The organism is Achromobacter sp. Bel, from assembly GCF_012928505.1.
In the GTDB taxonomy this organism is placed as follows: domain Bacteria; phylum Pseudomonadota; class Gammaproteobacteria; order Burkholderiales; family Burkholderiaceae_B; genus Achromobacter.
In genome coordinates, this window is the sequence record NZ_JABBJN010000006.1 from 126,321 (window position 1) to 145,290 (window position 18,970).

The window sequence follows — 18,970 nt, forward strand, 5'->3', positions numbered from 1 at the left end:
GGTTTGGAATATGTCATTTCTGCGGCTGGACAACGTCTCCAAGAACTACGGCGACCTGCGCGTCGTTTCCGACCTGAGCCTGGCGGTCGAGCAAGGCGAATTCGTCTCGCTGCTGGGGCCCTCCGGTTGCGGCAAGACGACGACCTTGCAGATGATTGCCGGCTTTGCCGACGTGACCCGGGGCACCATTACGCTGGACGGCCGCGACATCACCCACGCCAAGCCGAACACGCGCGGCCTGGGGATCGTGTTCCAGAGCTATGCGCTGTTCCCGCACCTGACCGTCACCGACAACGTGGCATTCGGCCTGAAGATGCGCAACGTCGAACGCGCCGAGCGCCAGGCGCGCGTGCGCGAGGCGCTGGCGCTGGTGAAGCTGGACAAGCATGCTGACCGCTTTCCGCGCGAGCTGTCGGGCGGCCAGCGCCAACGCGTGGCGCTGGCGCGCGCGCTGGTCATCCGGCCGCCCGTGCTGCTGCTGGACGAACCGTTGTCCAACCTGGACGCCAAGCTGCGCGAAGAGATGCAGTTCGAATTGCGCAGCATCCAGAAGAAGATCGGCACGACGACGGTGATGGTCACGCACGACCAGGCCGAAGCGCTGTCGATCAGCGACCGCGTCGTGGTCATGCAGGACGGGCGCGCCACGCAGGTGGATGCGCCCTTTCGCATGTATGAGCATCCGCAAAGCGAGTTCATCTCGCGCTTCGTGGGCAAGACCAATCTGCTGCCGGGCCGCGTCACGCGCTGCGGCGCACAGGCCGAGATCGAGACCGGCGCCCTGCGTGTCGTGGTCGACGGCGAAGGCCTGCGCCATGGCGACAGCGTGCAGTTGTCGCTGCGTCCTGAAAAACTGGTGCCGGTGCCGGCGGGCCAGGGCAAGCTGTCCTGTGTGGTCAGCACGCGCTATTTCCTGGGCAGCCAGTGGATGTATGACCTGGATTCGCCGGTGGGCGCGTTGACCGTCCTGACGCCCAACGATGGCCGCCGACCGCACGACGACGGCGAGGCCATCGGCCTGGACTGGGCCGAGGGCGTATTGCGCGTGCTGCGCGCGCCCGCGCAGGAAGAGGCCTGACATGGCGGCGCTGACACAACCGGGCGCGGTTGCGGGCCCCAAGCCGCGCAACGACGGCCTGTTCGCCATCCTGGGTTCCATTCCGCTGGCCATTGTCTTCCTGACGCTGGTGCTGACGCCGCTGGCGCTGACCTTCGTGCTGTCCTTCCGCCCGTTCGACTATGGCGCGGGCATCTTGCCGGGACACACCTTCGAGCACTACCTGGCGGTTGTCACCGACAGCTATTTCCTGGAGATCTTCTGGCGCACGTTCTGGATCGCCGGCGTCACCACCCTGATCTGTGTGCTGATCGGCGCGCCGGAGGCCTACATCCTGTCGCGCATGGGCAAGCCCTGGCGCTCCATCTTCCTGCTGGTGGTGCTGTCGCCGCTGCTGATCTCGCTGGTGGTCCGCGCCTTCGGGTGGAGCATGCTGCTGGGGCCAGGCGGCGCCATCGGCCGTGCGGCCGCCGCGCTGGGGTTGGGGCCGCTGCTGTACACGCCCACCGCCGTCATCATCGGGCTGGTGCACGTGATGCTGCCGTTCATGGTCATCCCCATCTGGACGTCCTTGCAGAAGCTGGACCCTACGGTGGAGCACGCCGCGCTGTCGCTGAACGCGTCGCGCTTCCAGACGCTGACGCGCATCGTGCTGCCCCAGGCGATGCCGGGCATCCTGTCGGGCAGCCTGATCGTGTTCGGCCTGTCGGCCAGTTCGTTCGCGATACCCGCGCTGTTGGGCGGCCGTCGCCTGAAGATGGTCGCGACCGTCGTGTATGACGAATTCCTGACCGAGCTGAACTGGCCGCTGGGCGCGGCCATCGCGATCGTGCTGCTGGTGGTCAACGTGATCATCATGATGGCGTACAACCGCGTCGTGGAACGCTCTTACCGGCGCAGCCTGGGCTAACGCAAAGGAATCGACATGCAGAAGAACGGTCCTATCGCGCTGGCGTTCAATTTCCTGGTGGTGGCGTTCGTGTTGGCGCCGCTGGTCATCGTGTGCCTGGTGGCGTTCACGCCGGACACGACGCTGACGGTGCCGACCACGAGCTTTTCGCTGCGCTGGTTCCGCGCCGTGTTCGACCACCCCAATTTCATGCAGGCTTTCCAGAACAGCCTGTGGCTGGCGTTTCTGTCGGCCACCATCGCGGTGTGCCTGGCGGTGCCCGCCGCGATTGCCATCACGCGCTACCGCTTTCCGGGGCGCGACGTGCTGAACGGCCTGTTCCTGTCGCCGCTGATGATCCCGCACCTGGTGCTGGGCGTGGCGCTGCTGCGTTTTTTCGCGCTGATGGGCATGGCCGGCAGCTTTGCGTGGCTGGTGGCCGCGCACGTCGTCGTCATCACGCCGTATGTCATGCGGCTGGTGATCGGCGCGCTGGTCGGCTTTGACCGGTCCATCGAGCATGCCGCGCTGTCGCTGGGCGCCAGCCGCGCCACGGTGTTCTTCCAGGTGACGCTGCCATTGATCATTCCGGGCGTGTCGGGCGGCTGGCTGCTGGCCTTCATCAACAGCTTCGACGAACTGACGATGTCGGTGTTCATTACCGCACCGTCGACGATCACGCTGCCGGTTCGCATGTACATGTACGCCACCGAATCCATCGATCCGATGATGGCGGCCGTGTCCGCGCTGGTCATCGGGTTGACGGCGGTCACCATGCTGCTGCTGGACCGCGTGTATGGCCTGGACCGCGTGCTGGTGGGGCAGAAATGAAGCGTCCGCTTACGGCGAAGAGAGAGGCGCCGGCATCATGGCAATACTGAAACGCCTGGCCGAAACGGCCCGGCCTGCGGTCCCGTTCACGTTGGATGGCCAGGCCTGCACCGCGCTGGCCGGCGATACGGTATTGACCGCGGTGCTGACACAGGCCGACTGCGTGCGCCATTCGGAATTCGGCGGCGCTCCGCGCGCGGGCTTTTGCATGATGGGCGCCTGCCAGGACTGCTGGATGCAGCTTGAAGACGGGACGCGCGTGCGCGCGTGTTCCACGCTGATCGAGCCGGGCATGCGCCTGCAAACCACGCCATTGGCGTTCGCGGCGGCGCCCGGCACGCTGGCCGCCGCGGCATGGCCAGAGGGCGACGCGCCATGAGCATGGTGATGCCCGTTATCGTCGGCGCCGGACCTGCAGGCGTGCGCGCGGCCGAAGCGCTGGTTGCGCAAGGCCTGCGGCCTGTGATCCTGGACGAAGCCCCGCGCGCGGGCGGCCAGATCTACCGGCAGCCGCCGCAGGGGTTTCAACGCCCCAAGCAGGAACTGTACGGCTTCGAGCACCGCAAGGCCGACGCCGTGCACCGCGCCATGGCCGCTCTGCTGCCGCAGGTGGACTATCGCCCGGGCAGCCTGGTGTGGAACCTGGAAGGCAAGACGCTGGATGTCTTGCAGGATGGCGTCAGCACGGCGGTCCCGTACACGCACCTGATCCTGGCCACGGGAGCAACCGACCGCGTGCTGCCCTTTCCTGGCTGGCTGACCCCAGGCGTCTACACCCTGGGCGGGTCACAGGTGGCGCTGAAGTACCAGGGCTGCGCCATCGGCGCGCGCGTCGTCTTCATGGGCACGGGCCCTTTGCTGTACCTGGTGGCGTATCAATATGCCAAGGCCGGTGCGCAGGTGGCCGCGGTGCTGGACACGTCGCGCTTTGCCGACCGGTGGGCCGCGTTGCCGGGCATGTTGCGCGCACCCGGTCTGCTGGCCAAGGGGCTGTATTACATGGCGTGGCTGCGCGCGCACGGCGTGCCGTTGCACAGCGGCGTGCGGCCGGTGGCGGTGCAGGGCAAGGAACGCGTGACGGGGCTGACCTATCGCCAGGGCGCACGCACGTATACGGTCGATTGCGACGCGCTGGCCTATGGCCTGGCCCTGCGTTCCGAAACCCAGCTGGCCAGCCTTGCCGGCTGTGAATTCGAATACAACACACGCGACCGCAATTGGGCGCCGTGCCGCGACGCCGCCGGACGCAGCAGCGTGCCGGGCGTCTATGTCGCGGGTGACGGCGCCGCGATCGGGGGGGCGGACGCCGCGGAACTGGCGGGCGAACGCGCCGCGATAGCGCTGCTGGAAGACATCAACCATCCGCACGATGCGCAGCGCGCCCGCGGTCTGGAAGCTCGGTTGGCGGCAAACAGCCGCGTGCGCGCGGCGCTGGAACGCGCATTTCCCTTTCCCGACGATTGGGCCCAAGGCATCGCCGACGACACCGTGGTCTGCCGCTGCGAGGAAGTCACGGCCGGCACGTTGCGCCAAGCCGTCAACGACACGGCCGCGCAGGAACTGAACCGCTTGAAAGCGCTGACGCGCGTGGGCATGGGACGTTGCCAGGGCCGCATGTGCGGCGCGGCCGCGGCCGAGGTGCTGGCCCATGCTTGCGGCCGCTCGCCTGCCGAGGTCGGGCGCTTGCGCAACCAGCCGCCGGTCAAACCCGTGCCGGTGCGCGTGGTGTGCCTGGAGCGCCGCGAAAAGGTGTCGTCATGACGCAGCGTATCGATACCGAAGTCGCCATCATCGGCGGGGGCATCGTCGGCGGCAGCGCCGCGCTGTTCCTGCGCCGCCAGGGCGTGCCCGTCGTGCTGCTGGAAGCCGGGCTGTGCGGCGCACGCGCCAGCGGCGTGAACTACGGCGGCGTGCGCCGCCAGGGCCGCGGGCTGGAGCAGATGCCGCTGACGCAGCGCGCACACGAACTCTGGAGCCAATTGCCGGCGTTGATCGGCATCGACGGCGAGTACGTGCGTTCCGGCCATTTGAAGCTGGCGGCGTCGGACGCGGACATGGCGCTGCTGGAAGCCTACCGGGCGCGCACGCGGGGCTTCGGCATGCATCTGGAAATGCTGGACCGCCGCGCGCTGGCGCGCCGCTTCGGCTGGCTGGGCCAGGACGTGGCGGGCGGATCGTTTTGTCCGGAAGACGGCCACGCGAATCCTCGGTTGGTGTCGCCCGCGTTCGGCCGCGCGGCCAGCGCGTTGGGGGCCGATGTGCGCGAAGGCGTGCGCGTGGCGTCTGCGGAACATGACGGATCGCGCTTCATCCTGCGCACGGACGACGGGCTGGAAGTGCGCTCGCGGTTCCTGCTCAATTGCGCGGGGGCGTGGGCCGGACGCTTTGCCGAGGGCTTTGGCGAACCCGTGCCGGAAACCTCCATTTATCCGTTGATGATGGTGACCGAGCCGCTGCCGGTGTTCATGGGCGTCAGCTTGGGGATACAGGGCGGCGGCATCTATGCGCGCCAGGTGGCACGCGGCAATTGCGTGATCGGCGGGGGACGCGGCCAGTCTTCGAACCCGGATTTCGCGCGGCCGGGCCGTGCCGGACTGGGCACGCTGATGGCCAACGCCACGAAGCTGCTGCCGGTGCTGCGCGGCGCGCAGGTCATCCGGTTCTGGACGGGCGTGGAAGGCAATATGCCCGACCACAACCCGGTGCTGGGGCCCAGTTCCACCGTGCCTGGCCTGTTCCACGCCTTCGGGCTGTCGGGCGCGGGCTTTCAGATCGGCCCCGCCGTGGGCGAAGTGCTGTCCGAACTGGTCGTGCGCGGCCGGTCCTCCATTCCTATCGATGCCTTCCGCATTGAACGGTACACGGCCGCCGCTCACGGCGCCGCGGGCCGGCCTGAGAGTGTTCGTGAGCAAACGCTGGAGTCACCATGATGGATAAGAAACAGGGCGCATCGCGCCTGAGCAAGGGGAAGTGGCTGTTGGGCGCGGCGGTGATGACGTTGCTGTCCGCGGGCGCCATGGCGCAACAGAAGACGTTGTACGTCGGCATGAACGGCGGCGACATGGAGCGCGCCTTCACGCAGTACGTGTTCCCGGATTTCGAAAAAGCCAATAACGTGAAGATCGTTGTGGTGCCGGGTACCTCGACGGACGTGCTGGCCAAGGCGCAGGCCTACAAGGACAAGCCGCAGATGCACGTCATGTTCCTGGACGACGGCATCATGTCGCGTGCGATCACGATGGGCCTGTGCGAACAGCTGAACGACGACCCGGTGCTGAAAGAGCTGTACCCCACCGCCGTGATGAAGGACCGCATGGCGGCCGGCATCGACATCGGCATGACGGGCCTGGGCTACAACACCAAGATGTTCGCTGACAAGGGTTGGGCGCCGCCCACGTCGTGGATGGACCTGGCCGACCCGAAGTACAAGGGCCACGTCGTGTTCCAGTCCGCCGCCGGCAGCACCTTCGGACTGCACGGCTTCCTGATGTTCAACCGCATCCAGGGCGGCGACGACAAGAACTACGAGCCGGGCTTCAAGAAGTGGCCCGATACCATCGGCCCCAACGTGCTGGAGTACATCCCCAATTCGGCCAAGCTGGCCGAGATGATCCAGTCCAACGAAGCCGCGATCTTTCCGCTGACGCCCACGGCGATCGCTCGCCTGAAGAAGCGCGACATCCCGGTGGAATACGCACAGCCCAAGGAAGGCTCGGTGATCCTGATGGTGGGCGAATGCGTCATCGCCAAGAACAGCGAACCGGAACTGGCGCAGAAGCTGGCGCTGTACCTGCTGTCGGCCAGCGCCCAGGCGAAGGCGTTGGAAATGGGCGGCCACTTCCCGTCCAACAAAAACGTAAAGGCCCCCGCCGACAACGCCGAAGCCCTCAAGCGCTTCCAGGGCTACATGGAAAACGCCAAGATCCTGGACTGGGATCAGATCAACACGACCCGGCCCGCATTCAACGCGCGCTGGAACCGCACCGTCGAACGTTGATAAGATCTTGCGGCGCGCCGCCTGTGGATAAACCGCAGGCGCGCACCGCGCACAGCCTGGGCGCCTGGCGCGCCCGCAGACAGGGGAAGGACCCGCATGCGGCTCATCATCAATTCCGGCGGCCCATCCGCGATCGACGCATGGCGCGCGCAGTTCCGCGCGGTCGCGCCTGACCTGGACGTGGTGGGCTGGCATGAAGACATCGACCCCGCCACCGTCGACTACGCGCTGGTCTGGGCCCCCGACGCCGGCCGTCTGGCCACCTTCACCAACCTGAAACTCATCATCAGCGCCGGCGCCGGCGTCGACCACATCCTGGCCGACCCGCACCTGCCGCGCCACCTGTCCATCGCCCGCATGGTCACGGCCCGCACCCGCACCGAAATGGCCGAGTTCGTGCTGACGTCCGCGCTGATGCTGACGCGCGACATCAAGCGGGTTGTGGACAACCAGTCGCGCCGCCACTGGGAGCTGTTCGACTCCCTGCGCGTCGCGGCTGACATGCGCGTGGGCATCATGGGCCTGGGCCACCTGGGCGTCGCCGCCGCCCAACTGCTGACCCGCGTCGGATTCCCCGTCACCGGCTGGTCACGCGGCGCCAGCACGCTGGAAGGCCTGCCCTCCTACGCCGGCCAGGAGCAGTTCGGCGAATTCCTGGCAGGCACCGACCTGCTCGTCTGCCTGCTGCCCGCTACCGACGCCACCAAGGGCATCCTCAACACCGCGACACTATCGCAATTGCCCCGCGGCGCCAGCCTGATCAACGCCGGCCGCGGATCGCACATGGTGACGCAAGACGTCATCGATGCGCTGGATAGCGGTCAGTTGCACCAGGCCGTACTCGATGTATTTGAACAAGAACCGCTACCCGAAGACTCCCCGCTGTGGACCCACCCCGGCATCATCATCACGCCGCATTGCGCGGCGATCCCCGATCGCAAAGAGCGCGCGCGCCATACGGCGTTGTTGATTGAGGCGAATGAGCGCGGCGAAGCGTTGCCGAATATCTTCGATCCGGTGCGTGGATATTGAATTGATCCCCCGAGCATGATGGGTTGCGCGCGTTCCGCACCGTCGCAATAACCCGACCCGAACGCGCTCCACCCATCCTACGGGTCAACGCAGCGACGAGTGCACGTACCCGCATCCCTCCGACGCAAGACGCCGCGTAAGCCCCAAAAGGCCGCTCGCGCGGCCGGCCTGGGGCGGGCCCCGCAAGATCCTCCACCACTCCCCGTTCGTGATGAGGACCCCAAGCAAGAAATCCGCCCCGGCTGACGTGAGATTGCCATTGACCGAGCCTGGTGTGGCGGCCGCCGGCGGGGCGCGGGGAGTCGATCAGCCCGAGGGAATCTGTAGGCAGTTGCCGCAGGCAACAACGAAGATGACGACGGGGCGGTCCGGAGCGAAGGCTCCGGACCGCAATCGTTGACCCGCGCTCCGCCGGCGGCCGCCACACCAGGCGCCAAAAGAACATCGCATCACGCATCAGAACAACGACAATACTCCCCCAAGAAAAACCGCAAAATCTGCAAACCCCCCAAAGCTACATTGCCCTCCAAGGAGCAAGCATGAAGCCCGAAACCCGAACCCTCTACGCTCAACGCCTCGACCCCGTCCTGCGCTGGCTGGCCTCCCACCCGGATGCCGACCCTGACCTGCACCGGCTGGCGGACCTGGCCTGCCTGTCCCCCTATCACTTCCACCGCGTCTACCGCGCCATGATGGGGGAGACCGTCAACGCCACCGTCCAGCGCATCCGCATGCATCGCGCCGCGGTCGCGCTGGCGGGGTCGCAGGCACCGTTGAGGGACGTTGCGCAACGCGCCGGCTACGAATCCGACGCCGCGTTCAACCGGGCATTCGGGGCCGTCTTCGGCATTTCGCCGGGCCGGTATCGGACTGCGCGCTCCCAACCCCTCGACTCCCAGGAGCTTGCCATGTACCCCGTTGCCATCGAACACTTTCCCGGCGTCACGCTGGCCGCGCTGCCGCACCGCGGCAGCTATCAAGAAATCGGCACCGTCTTCAGCCGCGCCTTCATGCTGGCCATCGGCCGGGGCATCGCCAACCCGGCGACCGTCGGCTTCGGCGTGTACTTCGACGACCCTGAACAAGTACCGGAAAGCCAGCTGCGTTCGCTGGCCGGCATGCCGGTTGCGCCCGATGCGGAACTGGGTGGCGAACTGGAACGCTTCGAGATCCCGGCCGGCCGCTGCGCGATCCTTACCTACACCGGCCCTTACAACGAAATGGGCAAGCCCTATAACTGGCTGTTCTCGGAATGGCTGCCCGCCAGCGGCATGGTGCCGGCCGACTTCCCCATGTTCGAGCAGTACATGAACGACCCGCGCACCACCCTGCCCGCGCAATTGCAGACCCGCATCTGCCTGCCGCTGAAATAAGGGCCGCGCCTACCCCAGCACGCCGGCCAGGTACTGCCTGAGCCAGGCGTGCGCGGGATCGTCCTGATAGCGCTCGTGCCAGTACAGCGACACGGCGATCGGCGGCAGCGTCAGCGGCACCTTCAACGTGACAATGCGCGCCGCGCCCGTCATTGCACGCGCAATGCTGACCGGCATCGTCGCGATCAGGTCCGAGCCTTCCACGATGAACGGGCAGACCAGATAGCTGGACAACGTCGCCACGATCTTGCGGCTACGGTTCTGCCCCATCAGGATGCGGTCGATCGCGGTGCTGAAATAGCGCGTGTGCGCCGCCAGGTCCAGGTGACCGTAGCGCAGATAGGCATCCAGGTTCCAGCGCTTTCGCAGGCACGGATGTCCTTCGCGCACGATGCAGACCGCCGGCTCCTGGTACAGGAAGCGCGTGCGCAGGTCCGGCGTCGGGTCTGGAAAATAGCCCGCGATCAATTCCACGTGATTCGTGTCCAGCATGCTCAGACCGTGCTGCGGGCGCGCCGGCACGATCTGCAACTGGAAGTGCGGCGCGTCCACCGCCAGCCGTGGGATCAGCTTGGGCAACAGCGTGAACTGCACATAGTCCGTGGCATAGAACGTCAGCGTGCGCGACGAGTGCGCCGGGTCGAAGGCCTCGCGGGTGCGCGTGGCCCGGTGCCAGCTTTCCAGGAACGGCTTGAAATTCTGGTGCAGCTCCATCGCCCGCAACGTGGGCTGCCAGGCACCCCCTTCACGTACCAGCAACGGGTCGCCGAACAGCTGGCGCAGCCGGTTCATCGCCGCGCTCATCGCCGGCTGGCTGATGTTCAGCTGCTCTGCCGCCCGCGAAACATTGCGGCACGCCATCAGGGCGTCGAAATGCAGAAGCAGATTCAAGTCCGGATTCTTCACGGCCGCGTACCTATAAATGGCAGTTATACAAATATAAACCTGCAGGGCTGCTGTCATTGAACCCGCAGGCCTAGCATGGCCTTGTTGTTGCAGCGAACCAAGGCCGGACACGCATGATCCGGCCACAAGGAAGTTCTATCAACAAGGGGAAACCAAGCCATGAACTCAGGGCTGATACGCCGTTGCTGTCGCATTGCCGCCGGGGTCGCGTTGTTTGCGGCCACCGGATCCGCCAGCGCCGCCTGGCCGGATAAAGTGATTCGCATCGTCGTGCCGTTCGCGGCCGGCGGCTCGACCGACCTGATCGCGCGCAAGGTGGCCGAAGGACTGGGCCAACGCCTGTCCGCCAACGTCATCGTCGAAAACCGCCCCGGTGCGGGCGGCACCGTGGGCACCGAATACGTGGCCCGGCAACCCGCCGACGGCTACACCATCCTGATGGGGTCGGTCAGCACGCATGGCAGTGCGCCCTGCGTGTATTCCAAGCTGCCGTACGACGCCATCAAGGACTTCACGCCGCTGAGCGTGGTGGCCACGATTCCCAACGTGATGTCGGTCAACCAATCGGTGCCCGCCAACACCTTGCAAGAATTCGTGGCGCTGTTGAAGAAGGAACCCGAAAAGTACTCCTTCGCCTCCAACGGCCAGGGCACGTCCAACCACCTGGCGGCGGAACTCTTCAAGACCACGGCCGGTGTATCCATGGTGCACGTGCCTTATCGCGGTTCGGGGCCGGCGCTGATCGACCTGGTGGGCGGGCAGATCAACATGATGGTGGACGTGGTGATGACGTCCTACCCCTACATCAAGGACGGCAAGATCAAGGCGCTGGCGGTGACCTCGCCGCAGCGTTCGCCGATGCTGCCCGATGTGCCGACCGTGGCGGAATCCGGCTATCCGGGTTACGAGGCCATGGTGTGGTTCGGCATGCTGGCGCCGGCCGGCCTGCCCGAACCGCTGCGCCAAAAACTCACCGACGGCCTGGTGCAGACCTTGCACGCGCCCGCCATGAAGACATATCTGGAGCAGCAAGGCGCCCAGGTGTCGGATGTGGCCGGGCCCGCGTTCGGCACGATGATCAAAGATGAAATCAGCAAGTGGTGCCAGGTGGTGAAGAAGGCTGACATCCGTCTGGATTGATCCGCCCGCTCCACAAGACTCTTTTTGGAAAGAACGATATGTATCGCATAGGGATAGACGTCGGAGGCACGTTTACCGATTTCACGATGATCGACGAGGACGCCGGCGTGGTGCACTTTCACAAAGTGCCTTCCACGCCGCACGACCCCTCGGAAGCCATCGCCACCGGCATTGGCCAGATGCTGGCGGACCACGGCGTGACGTCCTCGCAGGTGTCGCACGTGGGGCATGGCACGACAGTCGCCACCAACCTCATCATCGAACGCAAAGGCGCGCGCGTGGGGCTGATCACCACGCGTGGCTTTCGCGACGTGCTGGAGATCGGCCGCCAGACGCGGCCTCACCTGTACGACTACAGCGTGGGCAAGCCGCCCGTGGCCGTGTTGCGCGAATTCCGCATCGAAGTCGACGAGCGCGTGAACGCGGCGGGCGAGGTGCTGACGCCGCTGGACGATGCGCAGGTGCTGGCCGCCGCGCGCCAGTTCGCCGCGGCCGGCATCGAGGCCGTGACGATCTGCTTCCTGCATGCATATCGCAATCCTGAACACGAGCGCCGTGCCGCGCAGATCGTGGCCGACGCCATGCCCGGCGTCTACATCAGCCAGTCATCCGACGTGCTGCCCGAATTCCGCGAATACGAGCGCCTGTCCACCACGGTACTCAATGCCGCCGTAGGGCCGAAGATGGCACGCTACCTGGAACGGTTCCTGCAGCGGGTGCGCGACCTGGGCATCGGCCACGAACCGCACACCATCCACTCCAACGGCGGCCTGATGTCGATCGCCACCGTGCGCCAGTATCCGGTGCGGACCTGCCTGTCCGGGCCGGCGGCGGGCGTGGTGGGCGCGGCCGCTGTGGGCCGCGCCATCGGCAGCCTGAACCTCGTCACGTTCGACGTGGGCGGCACCAGCACGGATGTGTCGCTGGTGTGCGACGGCCGTCCGCTGTTCACCTCGCATCGTCACGTGGCGGGCTATCCCGTCAAGACGCCGATGGTGGACATTCATGTGATCGGCGCGGGCGGTGGCAGCATCGCGTGGCTGGACGATGCCGGCGCGCTGAAAGTGGGCCCGCACAGCGCGGGCGCGGTCCCGGGGCCGGTGGGCTATGGCCGCGGCGGCCAGGAGCCGACCATCACCGATGCCGAGATCGCCTTGCAGCGGCTGAACCCGGTGGCGCTGCTGAACGGCCGCATGCCGGTGCACGCGGAGGCGGCGCGGCAGGTGATCGAAGACCGCGTGGCCAAGCCGCTGGGCCTGGACCGGGACGCGGCTGCCGAAGGCATCCTGCGCATCGCGGCGGCGAACATGAGCCGCGCGATTCGAGCGGTGTCCACCGAGCGCGGCTACGACCTGTCGAACTTTGCGCTGTACGCCTACGGCGGCGCAGGGCCCTTGCATGCGGTGGAAGTGGCCGAGGAATGCGGCATCCCTGTTGTGATCGTGCCGCAGGAGCCGGGCACCATGTGTGCGCGCGGCATCCTGCTTAGCGACATCTCGTTCGACTTCGTGCGTAGCGAGATCTCGCTGGCGGGAGAAGACACGTGGCCTGCGATCGCGGCCATCTTCGAGGGCCTGCGCACGCAAGCCGAAAACTGGCTGGCGGAGGAGCGCGTGGATCCCGCGCTTCGCGTCTACCGCAGCGCCATCGACGCGCGCTACGAAGGCCAGAACTTTGAAGTGCAGGTCAGCCTGGACGACACTGGCGCGGGCGGCCACGCGGAATTCGCGCGCCGCTTCGCCGACGCGCACGAACGCGAATACGGCTACACGGTGGATGACCGCAAGGTGCAGATCATCAACTGCCGCATGCAGGCCGTGGGCCAGGTGGTGAAGGCGCCGCTTGCGCCGCGCCAGATCGGCGGCGTGCTCGCGGACGCCAGGATCGGTCAGCGCAAGGCCTATTTCGGCGCCGTGCACGGTTGGCAGGAGACACCGGTATACGACCGCGACCGCGTGCCGACCGGTGCGCGCTTCACCGGCCCCGCCCTGCTGGAGGAAATGAGCTCCACCACCGTTGTCGGCGTTGGCCAGCATGCCAGCGTGGACGAATACGGCAACCTGATCATCCGTTTGCAAGGAGGCTTCGCATGACCCAGCCCGACCATTCCGGCTCCAGCGTCGCGCTGGCCGACCCGATCGGCATGGAGGTGTTCTGCAACCGCCTGCTGTCCATCACCGAAGACATGAACAACACGCTGGTGCGCGCCTCGTTCTCGACCAACATCAAGGAGCGCAAGGACTGCTCGGTGGCCTTGTTTGATGCGGCCGGCCGGCTGGTGGCGCAAGGCACGCAGATCCCGCTGCACCTGGGGTCGCTGGACGGCGCGATGGGCGCGATCCTGCGCACGTTCAAGACTGACGACATCCGCGACGGCGACGTCTTCATCTGCAATGACCCCTACCTGGCGGACGGCAGCCATTTGCCCGACATCAACATCGTCACCCCCGTGTTCTGGGAAGGAAAACTGCGCTTCTTCGCGGCTAATATCGCGCACCATTCCGATGTGGGCGGGGCCGTGCCGGGATCCATCGCGGGCGGCCTGAAATCCATTTTCGAGGAAGGCATCCGCATTCCCGCCTGCCGCATCGCCAAACACGGCGAGACGGACGAGGACATGCTGCGCCTGATCTGCGCCAACACGCGCGATCCCGAGGAGCGCGTGCTGGACCTGCGCGTGCAGATGGCGACCAACCGCCGGGGCGCGGCCGCCGTGCAAGGCCTGATTCGGCAGATGGGGCTGGATGCGGTGCTGCGTTCGGTGGACGACGTGATCGCCTACACGCGCCGCCGCCTGCTGAACCGCATCGCGGAGCTGCAGCAGGGCAGCTATACCTTCCGCAGCGATCTGGACGACGATGGCATGGGCGGCGATCCGGTGCCGATCCAGGTGACGTTGACGGTTCGCCCTGGCAACCTGCATTTCGATTTCGAGGGTTCCGGCAAGCAGGCGCGGGGCGCGATGAACCTGCCGTTCAACGCGTTGCGCGCTTGCGTGTACTACGCCGTCAAGGCGCTGCTGGATCCGGACCTGGCGCCCAACGCCGGCCTGTTCGATCCCATCACGGTCTCGGCCCCGGCAGGCACCATCACCAACCCGGAGCATCCGGCGGCGGTGGGCGCGCGGTCGATCACGGCGCAGAAAGTGGCGGGTGCGATTTTCGGCGCGTTCCGCGGCTTGCTGCCGCCTGAGAAGACCATGGCGTCCAGCAACGATTGCTGCCCCGCCATCGTGTTTTCGGGCCGTTGGCGCGAACGTGCCGGGCACTTTGTGTATCTGGAAACGCTGGGTGGCGGCGCGGGCGCGCGCTTCGATGCGGACGGCATGGACGCGGTGCATGTGCATATGACCAACACGTCCAACCTGCCTGTCGAAGCGCTGGAAAACGAGTATCCGTTGATGATGGACGAATACGCCATGATCCCCGATTCGGGCGGTGTGGGGCGCACGCGAGGCGGGCTGGCGATCGCCAAGCAGATCCGCGCGGTGGGGCCGGGCATCGTGTTCTCGGCGCGGTCGGACAGCCATACAGTGGGCGTGGCCGCCGGCGTGGACGGCGGTGGCGACGGGCGCCGCGCGCGGCTGATCCGCAACTTCGGTACGCCGCAGGAGGAAGAATTGTTCTCCAAGACGGCCAATATTGCCCTGGCGCCGGGGGACAGCGTGCGCATCGAGACGCCGGGCGGCGGCGGGTATGGCGCGCCTGCCGGGCGGGCCCGCGCCCGCATCGAGCGGGACTTGGCGGACGGGAAGATCAGCGATCAGGCGGCGCTTGCCGCCTATGGCGCCGCGCCCCTCATCCCACGTTGAGCGTCATCGAATACTTCATCTTGTCGTGCGGGAAGGTGGTGATGGTGGCCAGCAGCAGCAGGCCGCCGTCGCCGTAGTAGCGGCGGGTGATGACGAAACCCGCCGTCTTGGGTTCGACCTTGAGTTGTTTGGCGATCGTGGCGTTGATGGGCGTGGCCGAGAACTCCTGGTTGACCTCGGTGATGCGGTCGCCGAAGTGATCTTCGATCAGGCGCAGCAGCGAAATGCGCGACTTGACCTCGACGCGCACGTCCGAATGTTCGGGGTCGGCGTAGATCAGCGTGCTGGCCGCGGCGGTGTCCTGATCGTCCAGGGTCTTGATGGAATTGATGTGCAGCCAGGACTTGTCGGCGGTGCAACCCAGCGCTTCCGCCAGCCGCTTGGGCAGCTTGATGGTGCGCACGTCCTGCACCAGCAGGGCCGCATTGCGCGCGTATTGCAGCAGGTCGGGAAACTGCGAGATGCGCTGCGTGAACCGGGTGCTGGCGCGGGCGGTTTCGACGCGGGTGCCCACGCCGGGGCGGCGAGACACCATGCCGGCCACCGTCAGCATGCGGATGGCTTCGCGGACGGTGTGGCGGCTGGCGTTGAACTGGTCGCAAAGCTCGTGCTCGGTCGGCAGCAGCGTCATGACGGGGTAGCGGCCGGCGCTGATGTCCTGCGACAGCGTTTGAAAAATGCTCTTGTACCGGGGGCCGCCACCGTCGCCATCCGGCGCGTGCGATTCGGGTTTCCCGCGCGCTTGCCGTGCTCCGCCAGGGCCGGCCGCGCGCTCGGAGGATCGGGTCATGGGGAGGGCTCCTTGCATTGTTATATGGGGTTTGTACGGACAATAACCGATTGACAACGGTGTCTCGTCGGATTCATTATTTGTCCGGACATTCATGTACGGACAAAGTGTACCAACAATCGGGGGTTCTCATGGGCAAGGTACTTGCAGTGATCGCGGCCGCAACGGTGGCCGCAGGGCTCAGCGCCAATGCGGCGGCGCAGCAGAAGCTGGTGGTGGCCGGTTACGGCGGCTCGTTCGAAGACATCATGCGCAAGGACATCTTCCCGCCGTTTGCCAAGCAGCATGGCGTCGAGCTGGACTACGTGGCCGGCAACTCCACCAACACGGTGGCGCGGCTGCAGGCGCAGAAAAGCAACCAGCAGATCGACGTGGCCATCATCGACGACGGCCCCATGTACCAGGCCATCGCGCTGGGATTTTGCGAGCCCATCAAGGGCTTGCCTGCCGACGATATCTACAGCACCGCGCGCTACAAGGACGACAAGGCCGTCGCCATCGGTATCGTGGCTACCGGCATCATGTACAACAAGAAAGTCTTCGACGAAAAGAAGTGGGCGCCGCCCACGTCGTGGAAGGACTTGAAAGATCCCAAGTACAAGAAGCAGCTGGTCGTTCCGCCGCTGAACAACACCTATGGCCTGCACGCGCTGGTGGAGTACGCCCGCGAAGGCGGCGGAGGCGAGAAGAAGATCGACGCCGGCTTCACCACGTTCAAGAACGAGGTCGGCCCCAACGTGCTGGTCTACGAGCCGTCTCCCGGCAAGATGACGGAACTGTTCTCCAGCGGCCAGGCGGTGATCTCGGTCTGGGGCAGCGGCCGTGCCAAGTCGTTTGCCGACACCGGTTTCCCGGTGGGTTTCGTCTATCCGCAGGAAGGCGCCTATGCCTTGCTGTCGTCCGTCTGCCCGGTCGCCAAGTCGGCCACCAACCCGATGGCGCAGGCCTTCGTGCAGTACCTGGTCACGCCCGAGGTGCAGGAAAAGCTGGCGTCCGCCTACGGCTACGGGCCCGTCAACAAGAAGGCCAAGGTGGAGGACGACCCCCGCGTGCCGCTGCCGATCGGCAAGCGGGCGGCTGATCTGATCGTGATCGACTGGGACACGGTCAACCAGAACCGGGACGAGTGGAACAAGCGCTGGACGCGGGAAATCGAGCGCTGACGCGCAGCCGGCAGTGAAAACGGGGCGGCGCAGTCCGCCGCCCACGGGAGCTTTCATGACCTATCTAGTGTTGGACCGCCTCTCCAAACGCTACGGCGACACGACCGCCGTCGAAGCGCTGAGCCTGTCGGTGAATCGGGGCGAGTTCATTTCCCTGCTGGGGCCGTCGGGCTGCGGCAAGACCACCACCCTGCAGATGATCGCGGGCTTTGTCGAACCCACCGGCGGCAGCATCGTGCTGGATGGCCGCGACGTCAGCCGCGTGCCGGCGAACAAGCGCGGCCTGGGTCTGGTGTTCCAGAACTACGCGCTGTTTCCGCACATGACCGCGGCCGAGAACGTGTCGTTCGGCCTGGAGATGCAGCGGATAAAAAAAGATGAACGCGAGTCGCGCGTGGCCGACGCGCTGAAGCTGGTGGGTTTGGCGCATCTGGCGGACCGCCATCCGGCGCGGATGTCCGGCGGGCAGCAGCAGCGCGTGGCGCTGGCGCGCGCGCTGGTCATCCGGCCCAGCGTGCTGTTGCTGGATGAGCCGTTGTCGAACCTGGACGCCAAGCTGCGCGAGGAAATGCAGCTGGAACTGCGCAGCATCCAGCGCACGATCGGCACTACCACCATCCTGGTGACGCACGACCAGTCCGAAGCGCTGGCGCTGTCGGACCGCATCGTGGTGATGAACCAGGGCCGCGTGGAACAGGTGGCCGACCCGTTCCAGGCCTATGAAGGCCCCGCCAGCCATTTCGTGGGCGGCTTCCTGGGCAAGGCCAACGTGTTCACGCCGCTGCCCGAGCAATACGACGGCGAAACGCGCGCCCGCGTGGGCGATGCGCATATTCCCATGCATGGCGCGCCCGTGCCGCAGGGCACGGTGATCGTGCGCCCCGAGAAGATCCTGTTTTCCGAACCGGCCGCCTGTGCGCTGCCCGGACGCATGAAGACGCGCGTCTTCCAGGGCAACCATTGGTTGTGCCAGGTCGAGACGTCGGTGGGCGAGGTGATGGTGATCCGCCAGAACGACGGCGTGCCGGTGCCTGCAGAAGGCGAGACCGTGCATCTGCGCTGGCGTGCGCAGGACATGTGCACGGTGGCGTCCGCGCCGCAAGGCCGCCCGTCATGAGTGCGCGCGCCAACCCCTGGGTGCTGAGCGCGCCGGCGCTGGTGGTGTACGCCACCTTCCTGGTGGTGCCGATGGCGCTGGTGTTCCTGATCAGCTTCTTCGACTTCCAGTTCTACGGCGGCATGCAGGCCACGTTCACGTGGAAGAACTACATCGAGATCCTGACCGACGGCTACTACTACGAGATCTACGCGCGCACCTTCGGCGTGGCGGCCGCCGTCACGCTGGCCTGCCTGGTGCTGGGCACGGCCGAGGCCTACGTGCTGTCGCGCATGGCCAATCCGTGGAAGGGCCTGTTCCTGATGGTGGTGCTGGGACCGCTGCTGATTTCGGTGGTGGTGCGCACCCTGGGCTGGGCGCTGCTGTTCGGTTCCACTGGCCTGATCAACAAGGCCTTGATGGCCATCGGGCTGATCTCCACGCCCGTGGACCTGATGTACAGCAACCTGGGCGTGGCGATTGCGCTGACGCACGTGCTGGTGCCGTTCATGGTGATTTCGGTGTGGGCGTCGCTGCAGCGGATCAACCCGGCCACGGAAGCCGCGGCGCTGTCGCTGGGCGCCTCGCAGTTCACCGTGATCCGCCGAGTCATCGTGCCGCAGGTCATGCCGGGCATCCTGTCGGGCGCGATCATGGTGTTCGCGATGGCGGCCAGTTCCTTCGCCACGCCGGCCATCATCGGCGGGCGCCGGTTAAAGAACGTGGCCACGGCGGCCTACGACGAATTCCTGAACACGCTGAACTGGCCATTGGGCGCGGCGCTGGCGGTGGTGCTGCTGTTGGCGACAGTGGTCGTGCTGCTATCGGCCAACCGGATCATCGAGCGCAAGTACGGCGCCGTCTTCAACCAGTCGGGAGCCTGAG

General features: G+C 66.3%; 17 protein-coding genes. 15 read left to right on the forward strand and 2 right to left on the reverse strand.

The window, feature by feature from the left end:
• The first annotated feature begins 10 nt into the window (after positions 1–10).
• The 9 genes from HG262_RS06305 to HG262_RS06345 all read left to right on the forward strand — a co-directional run bounded on the left by HG262_RS06305 (position 11) and on the right by HG262_RS06345 (position 9,179).
• On the forward strand, positions 11–1,078 hold the full coding sequence (locus tag HG262_RS06305) for an ABC transporter ATP-binding protein (protein ID WP_169270196.1): 1,068 nt from the start codon (positions 11–13) through the stop codon (positions 1,076–1,078).
• 1 nt (position 1,079) lies between these two features.
• Positions 1,080–1,967: an ABC transporter permease gene (locus HG262_RS06310; RefSeq protein WP_169270197.1), complete on the forward strand. Its 888-nt coding sequence runs from the start codon at positions 1,080–1,082 to the stop codon at positions 1,965–1,967.
• A gap of 15 nt (positions 1,968–1,982) precedes the next feature.
• The gene (locus HG262_RS06315) at positions 1,983–2,777 is read left to right on the forward strand and encodes an ABC transporter permease (protein WP_169270198.1); all 795 of its coding nucleotides are present in this window, start codon (positions 1,983–1,985) and stop codon (positions 2,775–2,777) included.
• Positions 2,778–2,814: 37 nt separating this feature from the next.
• Positions 2,815–3,156: a (2Fe-2S)-binding protein gene (locus HG262_RS06320; protein WP_169270199.1), complete on the forward strand. Its 342-nt coding sequence runs from the start codon at positions 2,815–2,817 to the stop codon at positions 3,154–3,156.
• Positions 3,153–4,538, forward strand: coding sequence for an FAD/NAD(P)-binding oxidoreductase (locus HG262_RS06325; protein WP_169270200.1), 1,386 nt, complete (start codon positions 3,153–3,155; stop codon positions 4,536–4,538). Before HG262_RS06320 ends, HG262_RS06325 begins: the two co-directional genes overlap by 4 nt.
• Positions 4,535–5,707: an FAD-dependent oxidoreductase gene (locus HG262_RS06330; protein WP_169270201.1), complete on the forward strand. Its 1,173-nt coding sequence runs from the start codon at positions 4,535–4,537 to the stop codon at positions 5,705–5,707. Before HG262_RS06325 ends, HG262_RS06330 begins: the two co-directional genes overlap by 4 nt.
• Positions 5,704–6,774 carry an ABC transporter substrate-binding protein gene (locus HG262_RS06335; protein WP_169270202.1) on the forward strand — a complete coding sequence of 357 codons (1,071 nt, stop codon included), beginning with the start codon at positions 5,704–5,706 and terminating at the stop codon, positions 6,772–6,774. Before HG262_RS06330 ends, HG262_RS06335 begins: the two co-directional genes overlap by 4 nt.
• Positions 6,775–6,870: 96 nt before the next feature.
• Entirely contained in the window at positions 6,871–7,806 is a 936-nt protein-coding gene (locus HG262_RS06340; protein ID WP_169270203.1) for a glyoxylate/hydroxypyruvate reductase A, read from the forward strand.
• A 539-nt stretch (positions 7,807–8,345) separates the two neighbouring features.
• Positions 8,346–9,179 (forward strand): AraC family transcriptional regulator, encoded by an 834-nt coding sequence (locus tag HG262_RS06345; protein WP_169270204.1) that lies wholly within the window; start codon positions 8,346–8,348, stop codon positions 9,177–9,179.
• A 9-nt stretch (positions 9,180–9,188) separates the two neighbouring features.
• On the opposite strand, the gene HG262_RS06350 is transcribed toward HG262_RS06345, so the two are convergent.
• On the reverse strand, positions 9,189–10,070 hold the full coding sequence (locus tag HG262_RS06350) for a LysR family transcriptional regulator (RefSeq protein ID WP_169270205.1): 882 nt from the start codon (positions 10,068–10,070) through the stop codon (positions 9,189–9,191).
• 174 nt (positions 10,071–10,244) lie between these two features.
• On the opposite strand from HG262_RS06350, the gene HG262_RS06355 reads away from it, so the two are divergent.
• From HG262_RS06355 to HG262_RS06365, 3 genes are read left to right on the forward strand one after another with little or no spacing between them, the layout of a single operon-like run.
• Positions 10,245–11,225 carry a tripartite tricarboxylate transporter substrate binding protein gene (locus tag HG262_RS06355; RefSeq protein ID WP_169270206.1) on the forward strand — a complete coding sequence of 327 codons (981 nt, stop codon included), beginning with the start codon at positions 10,245–10,247 and terminating at the stop codon, positions 11,223–11,225.
• Positions 11,226–11,263: 38 nt separating this feature from the next.
• Positions 11,264–13,318 (forward strand): hydantoinase/oxoprolinase family protein, encoded by a 2,055-nt coding sequence (locus HG262_RS06360; protein ID WP_169270207.1) that lies wholly within the window; start codon positions 11,264–11,266, stop codon positions 13,316–13,318.
• Positions 13,315–15,036 (forward strand): hydantoinase B/oxoprolinase family protein, encoded by a 1,722-nt coding sequence (locus HG262_RS06365; RefSeq protein ID WP_169270208.1) that lies wholly within the window; start codon positions 13,315–13,317, stop codon positions 15,034–15,036. The genes HG262_RS06360 and HG262_RS06365 overlap by 4 nt, the downstream gene beginning before the upstream one ends.
• Here HG262_RS06365 and HG262_RS06370 read toward each other — a convergent pair.
• Positions 15,023–15,826 (reverse strand): GntR family transcriptional regulator, encoded by an 804-nt coding sequence (locus tag HG262_RS06370; protein WP_169270209.1) that lies wholly within the window; start codon positions 15,824–15,826, stop codon positions 15,023–15,025. The two genes, HG262_RS06365 and HG262_RS06370, sit on opposite strands and share 14 nt — an antisense overlap.
• A 131-nt stretch (positions 15,827–15,957) precedes the next feature.
• On the opposite strand from HG262_RS06370, the gene HG262_RS06375 reads away from it, so the two are divergent.
• From HG262_RS06375 to HG262_RS06385, 3 genes are read left to right on the forward strand one after another with little or no spacing between them, the layout of a single operon-like run.
• The gene (locus HG262_RS06375) at positions 15,958–16,989 is read left to right on the forward strand and encodes an ABC transporter substrate-binding protein (RefSeq protein WP_169270210.1); all 1,032 of its coding nucleotides are present in this window, start codon (positions 15,958–15,960) and stop codon (positions 16,987–16,989) included.
• Between the two features lie 55 nt (positions 16,990–17,044).
• Positions 17,045–18,106 (forward strand): ABC transporter ATP-binding protein, encoded by a 1,062-nt coding sequence (locus HG262_RS06380; protein WP_169270211.1) that lies wholly within the window; start codon positions 17,045–17,047, stop codon positions 18,104–18,106.
• Positions 18,103–18,969, forward strand: a complete 867-nt coding sequence (locus HG262_RS06385; protein ID WP_169270212.1) for an ABC transporter permease — start codon at positions 18,103–18,105, stop codon at positions 18,967–18,969. The genes HG262_RS06380 and HG262_RS06385 overlap by 4 nt, the downstream gene beginning before the upstream one ends.
• Position 18,970: the final 1 nt, after the last annotated feature.

Coding starts and splice junctions, on each gene's coding strand:
- HG262_RS06305 (WP_169270196.1), top strand. CDS start 11: ATGTCATTTCTGCGGCTGGACAACGTCTCCAAGAACTACGGCGACCTG.
- HG262_RS06310 (WP_169270197.1), top strand. CDS start 1,080: ATGGCGGCGCTGACACAACCGGGCGCGGTTGCGGGCCCCAAGCCGCGC.
- HG262_RS06315 (WP_169270198.1), top strand. CDS start 1,983: ATGCAGAAGAACGGTCCTATCGCGCTGGCGTTCAATTTCCTGGTGGTG.
- HG262_RS06320 (WP_169270199.1), top strand. CDS start 2,815: ATGGCAATACTGAAACGCCTGGCCGAAACGGCCCGGCCTGCGGTCCCG.
- HG262_RS06325 (WP_169270200.1), top strand. CDS start 3,153: ATGAGCATGGTGATGCCCGTTATCGTCGGCGCCGGACCTGCAGGCGTG.
- HG262_RS06330 (WP_169270201.1), top strand. CDS start 4,535: ATGACGCAGCGTATCGATACCGAAGTCGCCATCATCGGCGGGGGCATC.
- HG262_RS06335 (WP_169270202.1), top strand. CDS start 5,704: ATGATGGATAAGAAACAGGGCGCATCGCGCCTGAGCAAGGGGAAGTGG.
- HG262_RS06340 (WP_169270203.1), top strand. CDS start 6,871: ATGCGGCTCATCATCAATTCCGGCGGCCCATCCGCGATCGACGCATGG.
- HG262_RS06345 (WP_169270204.1), top strand. CDS start 8,346: ATGAAGCCCGAAACCCGAACCCTCTACGCTCAACGCCTCGACCCCGTC.
- HG262_RS06355 (WP_169270206.1), top strand. CDS start 10,245: ATGAACTCAGGGCTGATACGCCGTTGCTGTCGCATTGCCGCCGGGGTC.
- HG262_RS06360 (WP_169270207.1), top strand. CDS start 11,264: ATGTATCGCATAGGGATAGACGTCGGAGGCACGTTTACCGATTTCACG.
- HG262_RS06365 (WP_169270208.1), top strand. CDS start 13,315: ATGACCCAGCCCGACCATTCCGGCTCCAGCGTCGCGCTGGCCGACCCG.
- HG262_RS06370 (WP_169270209.1), bottom strand. CDS start 15,826: ATGACCCGATCCTCCGAGCGCGCGGCCGGCCCTGGCGGAGCACGGCAA.
- HG262_RS06375 (WP_169270210.1), top strand. CDS start 15,958: ATGGGCAAGGTACTTGCAGTGATCGCGGCCGCAACGGTGGCCGCAGGG.
- HG262_RS06380 (WP_169270211.1), top strand. CDS start 17,045: ATGACCTATCTAGTGTTGGACCGCCTCTCCAAACGCTACGGCGACACG.
- HG262_RS06385 (WP_169270212.1), top strand. CDS start 18,103: ATGAGTGCGCGCGCCAACCCCTGGGTGCTGAGCGCGCCGGCGCTGGTG.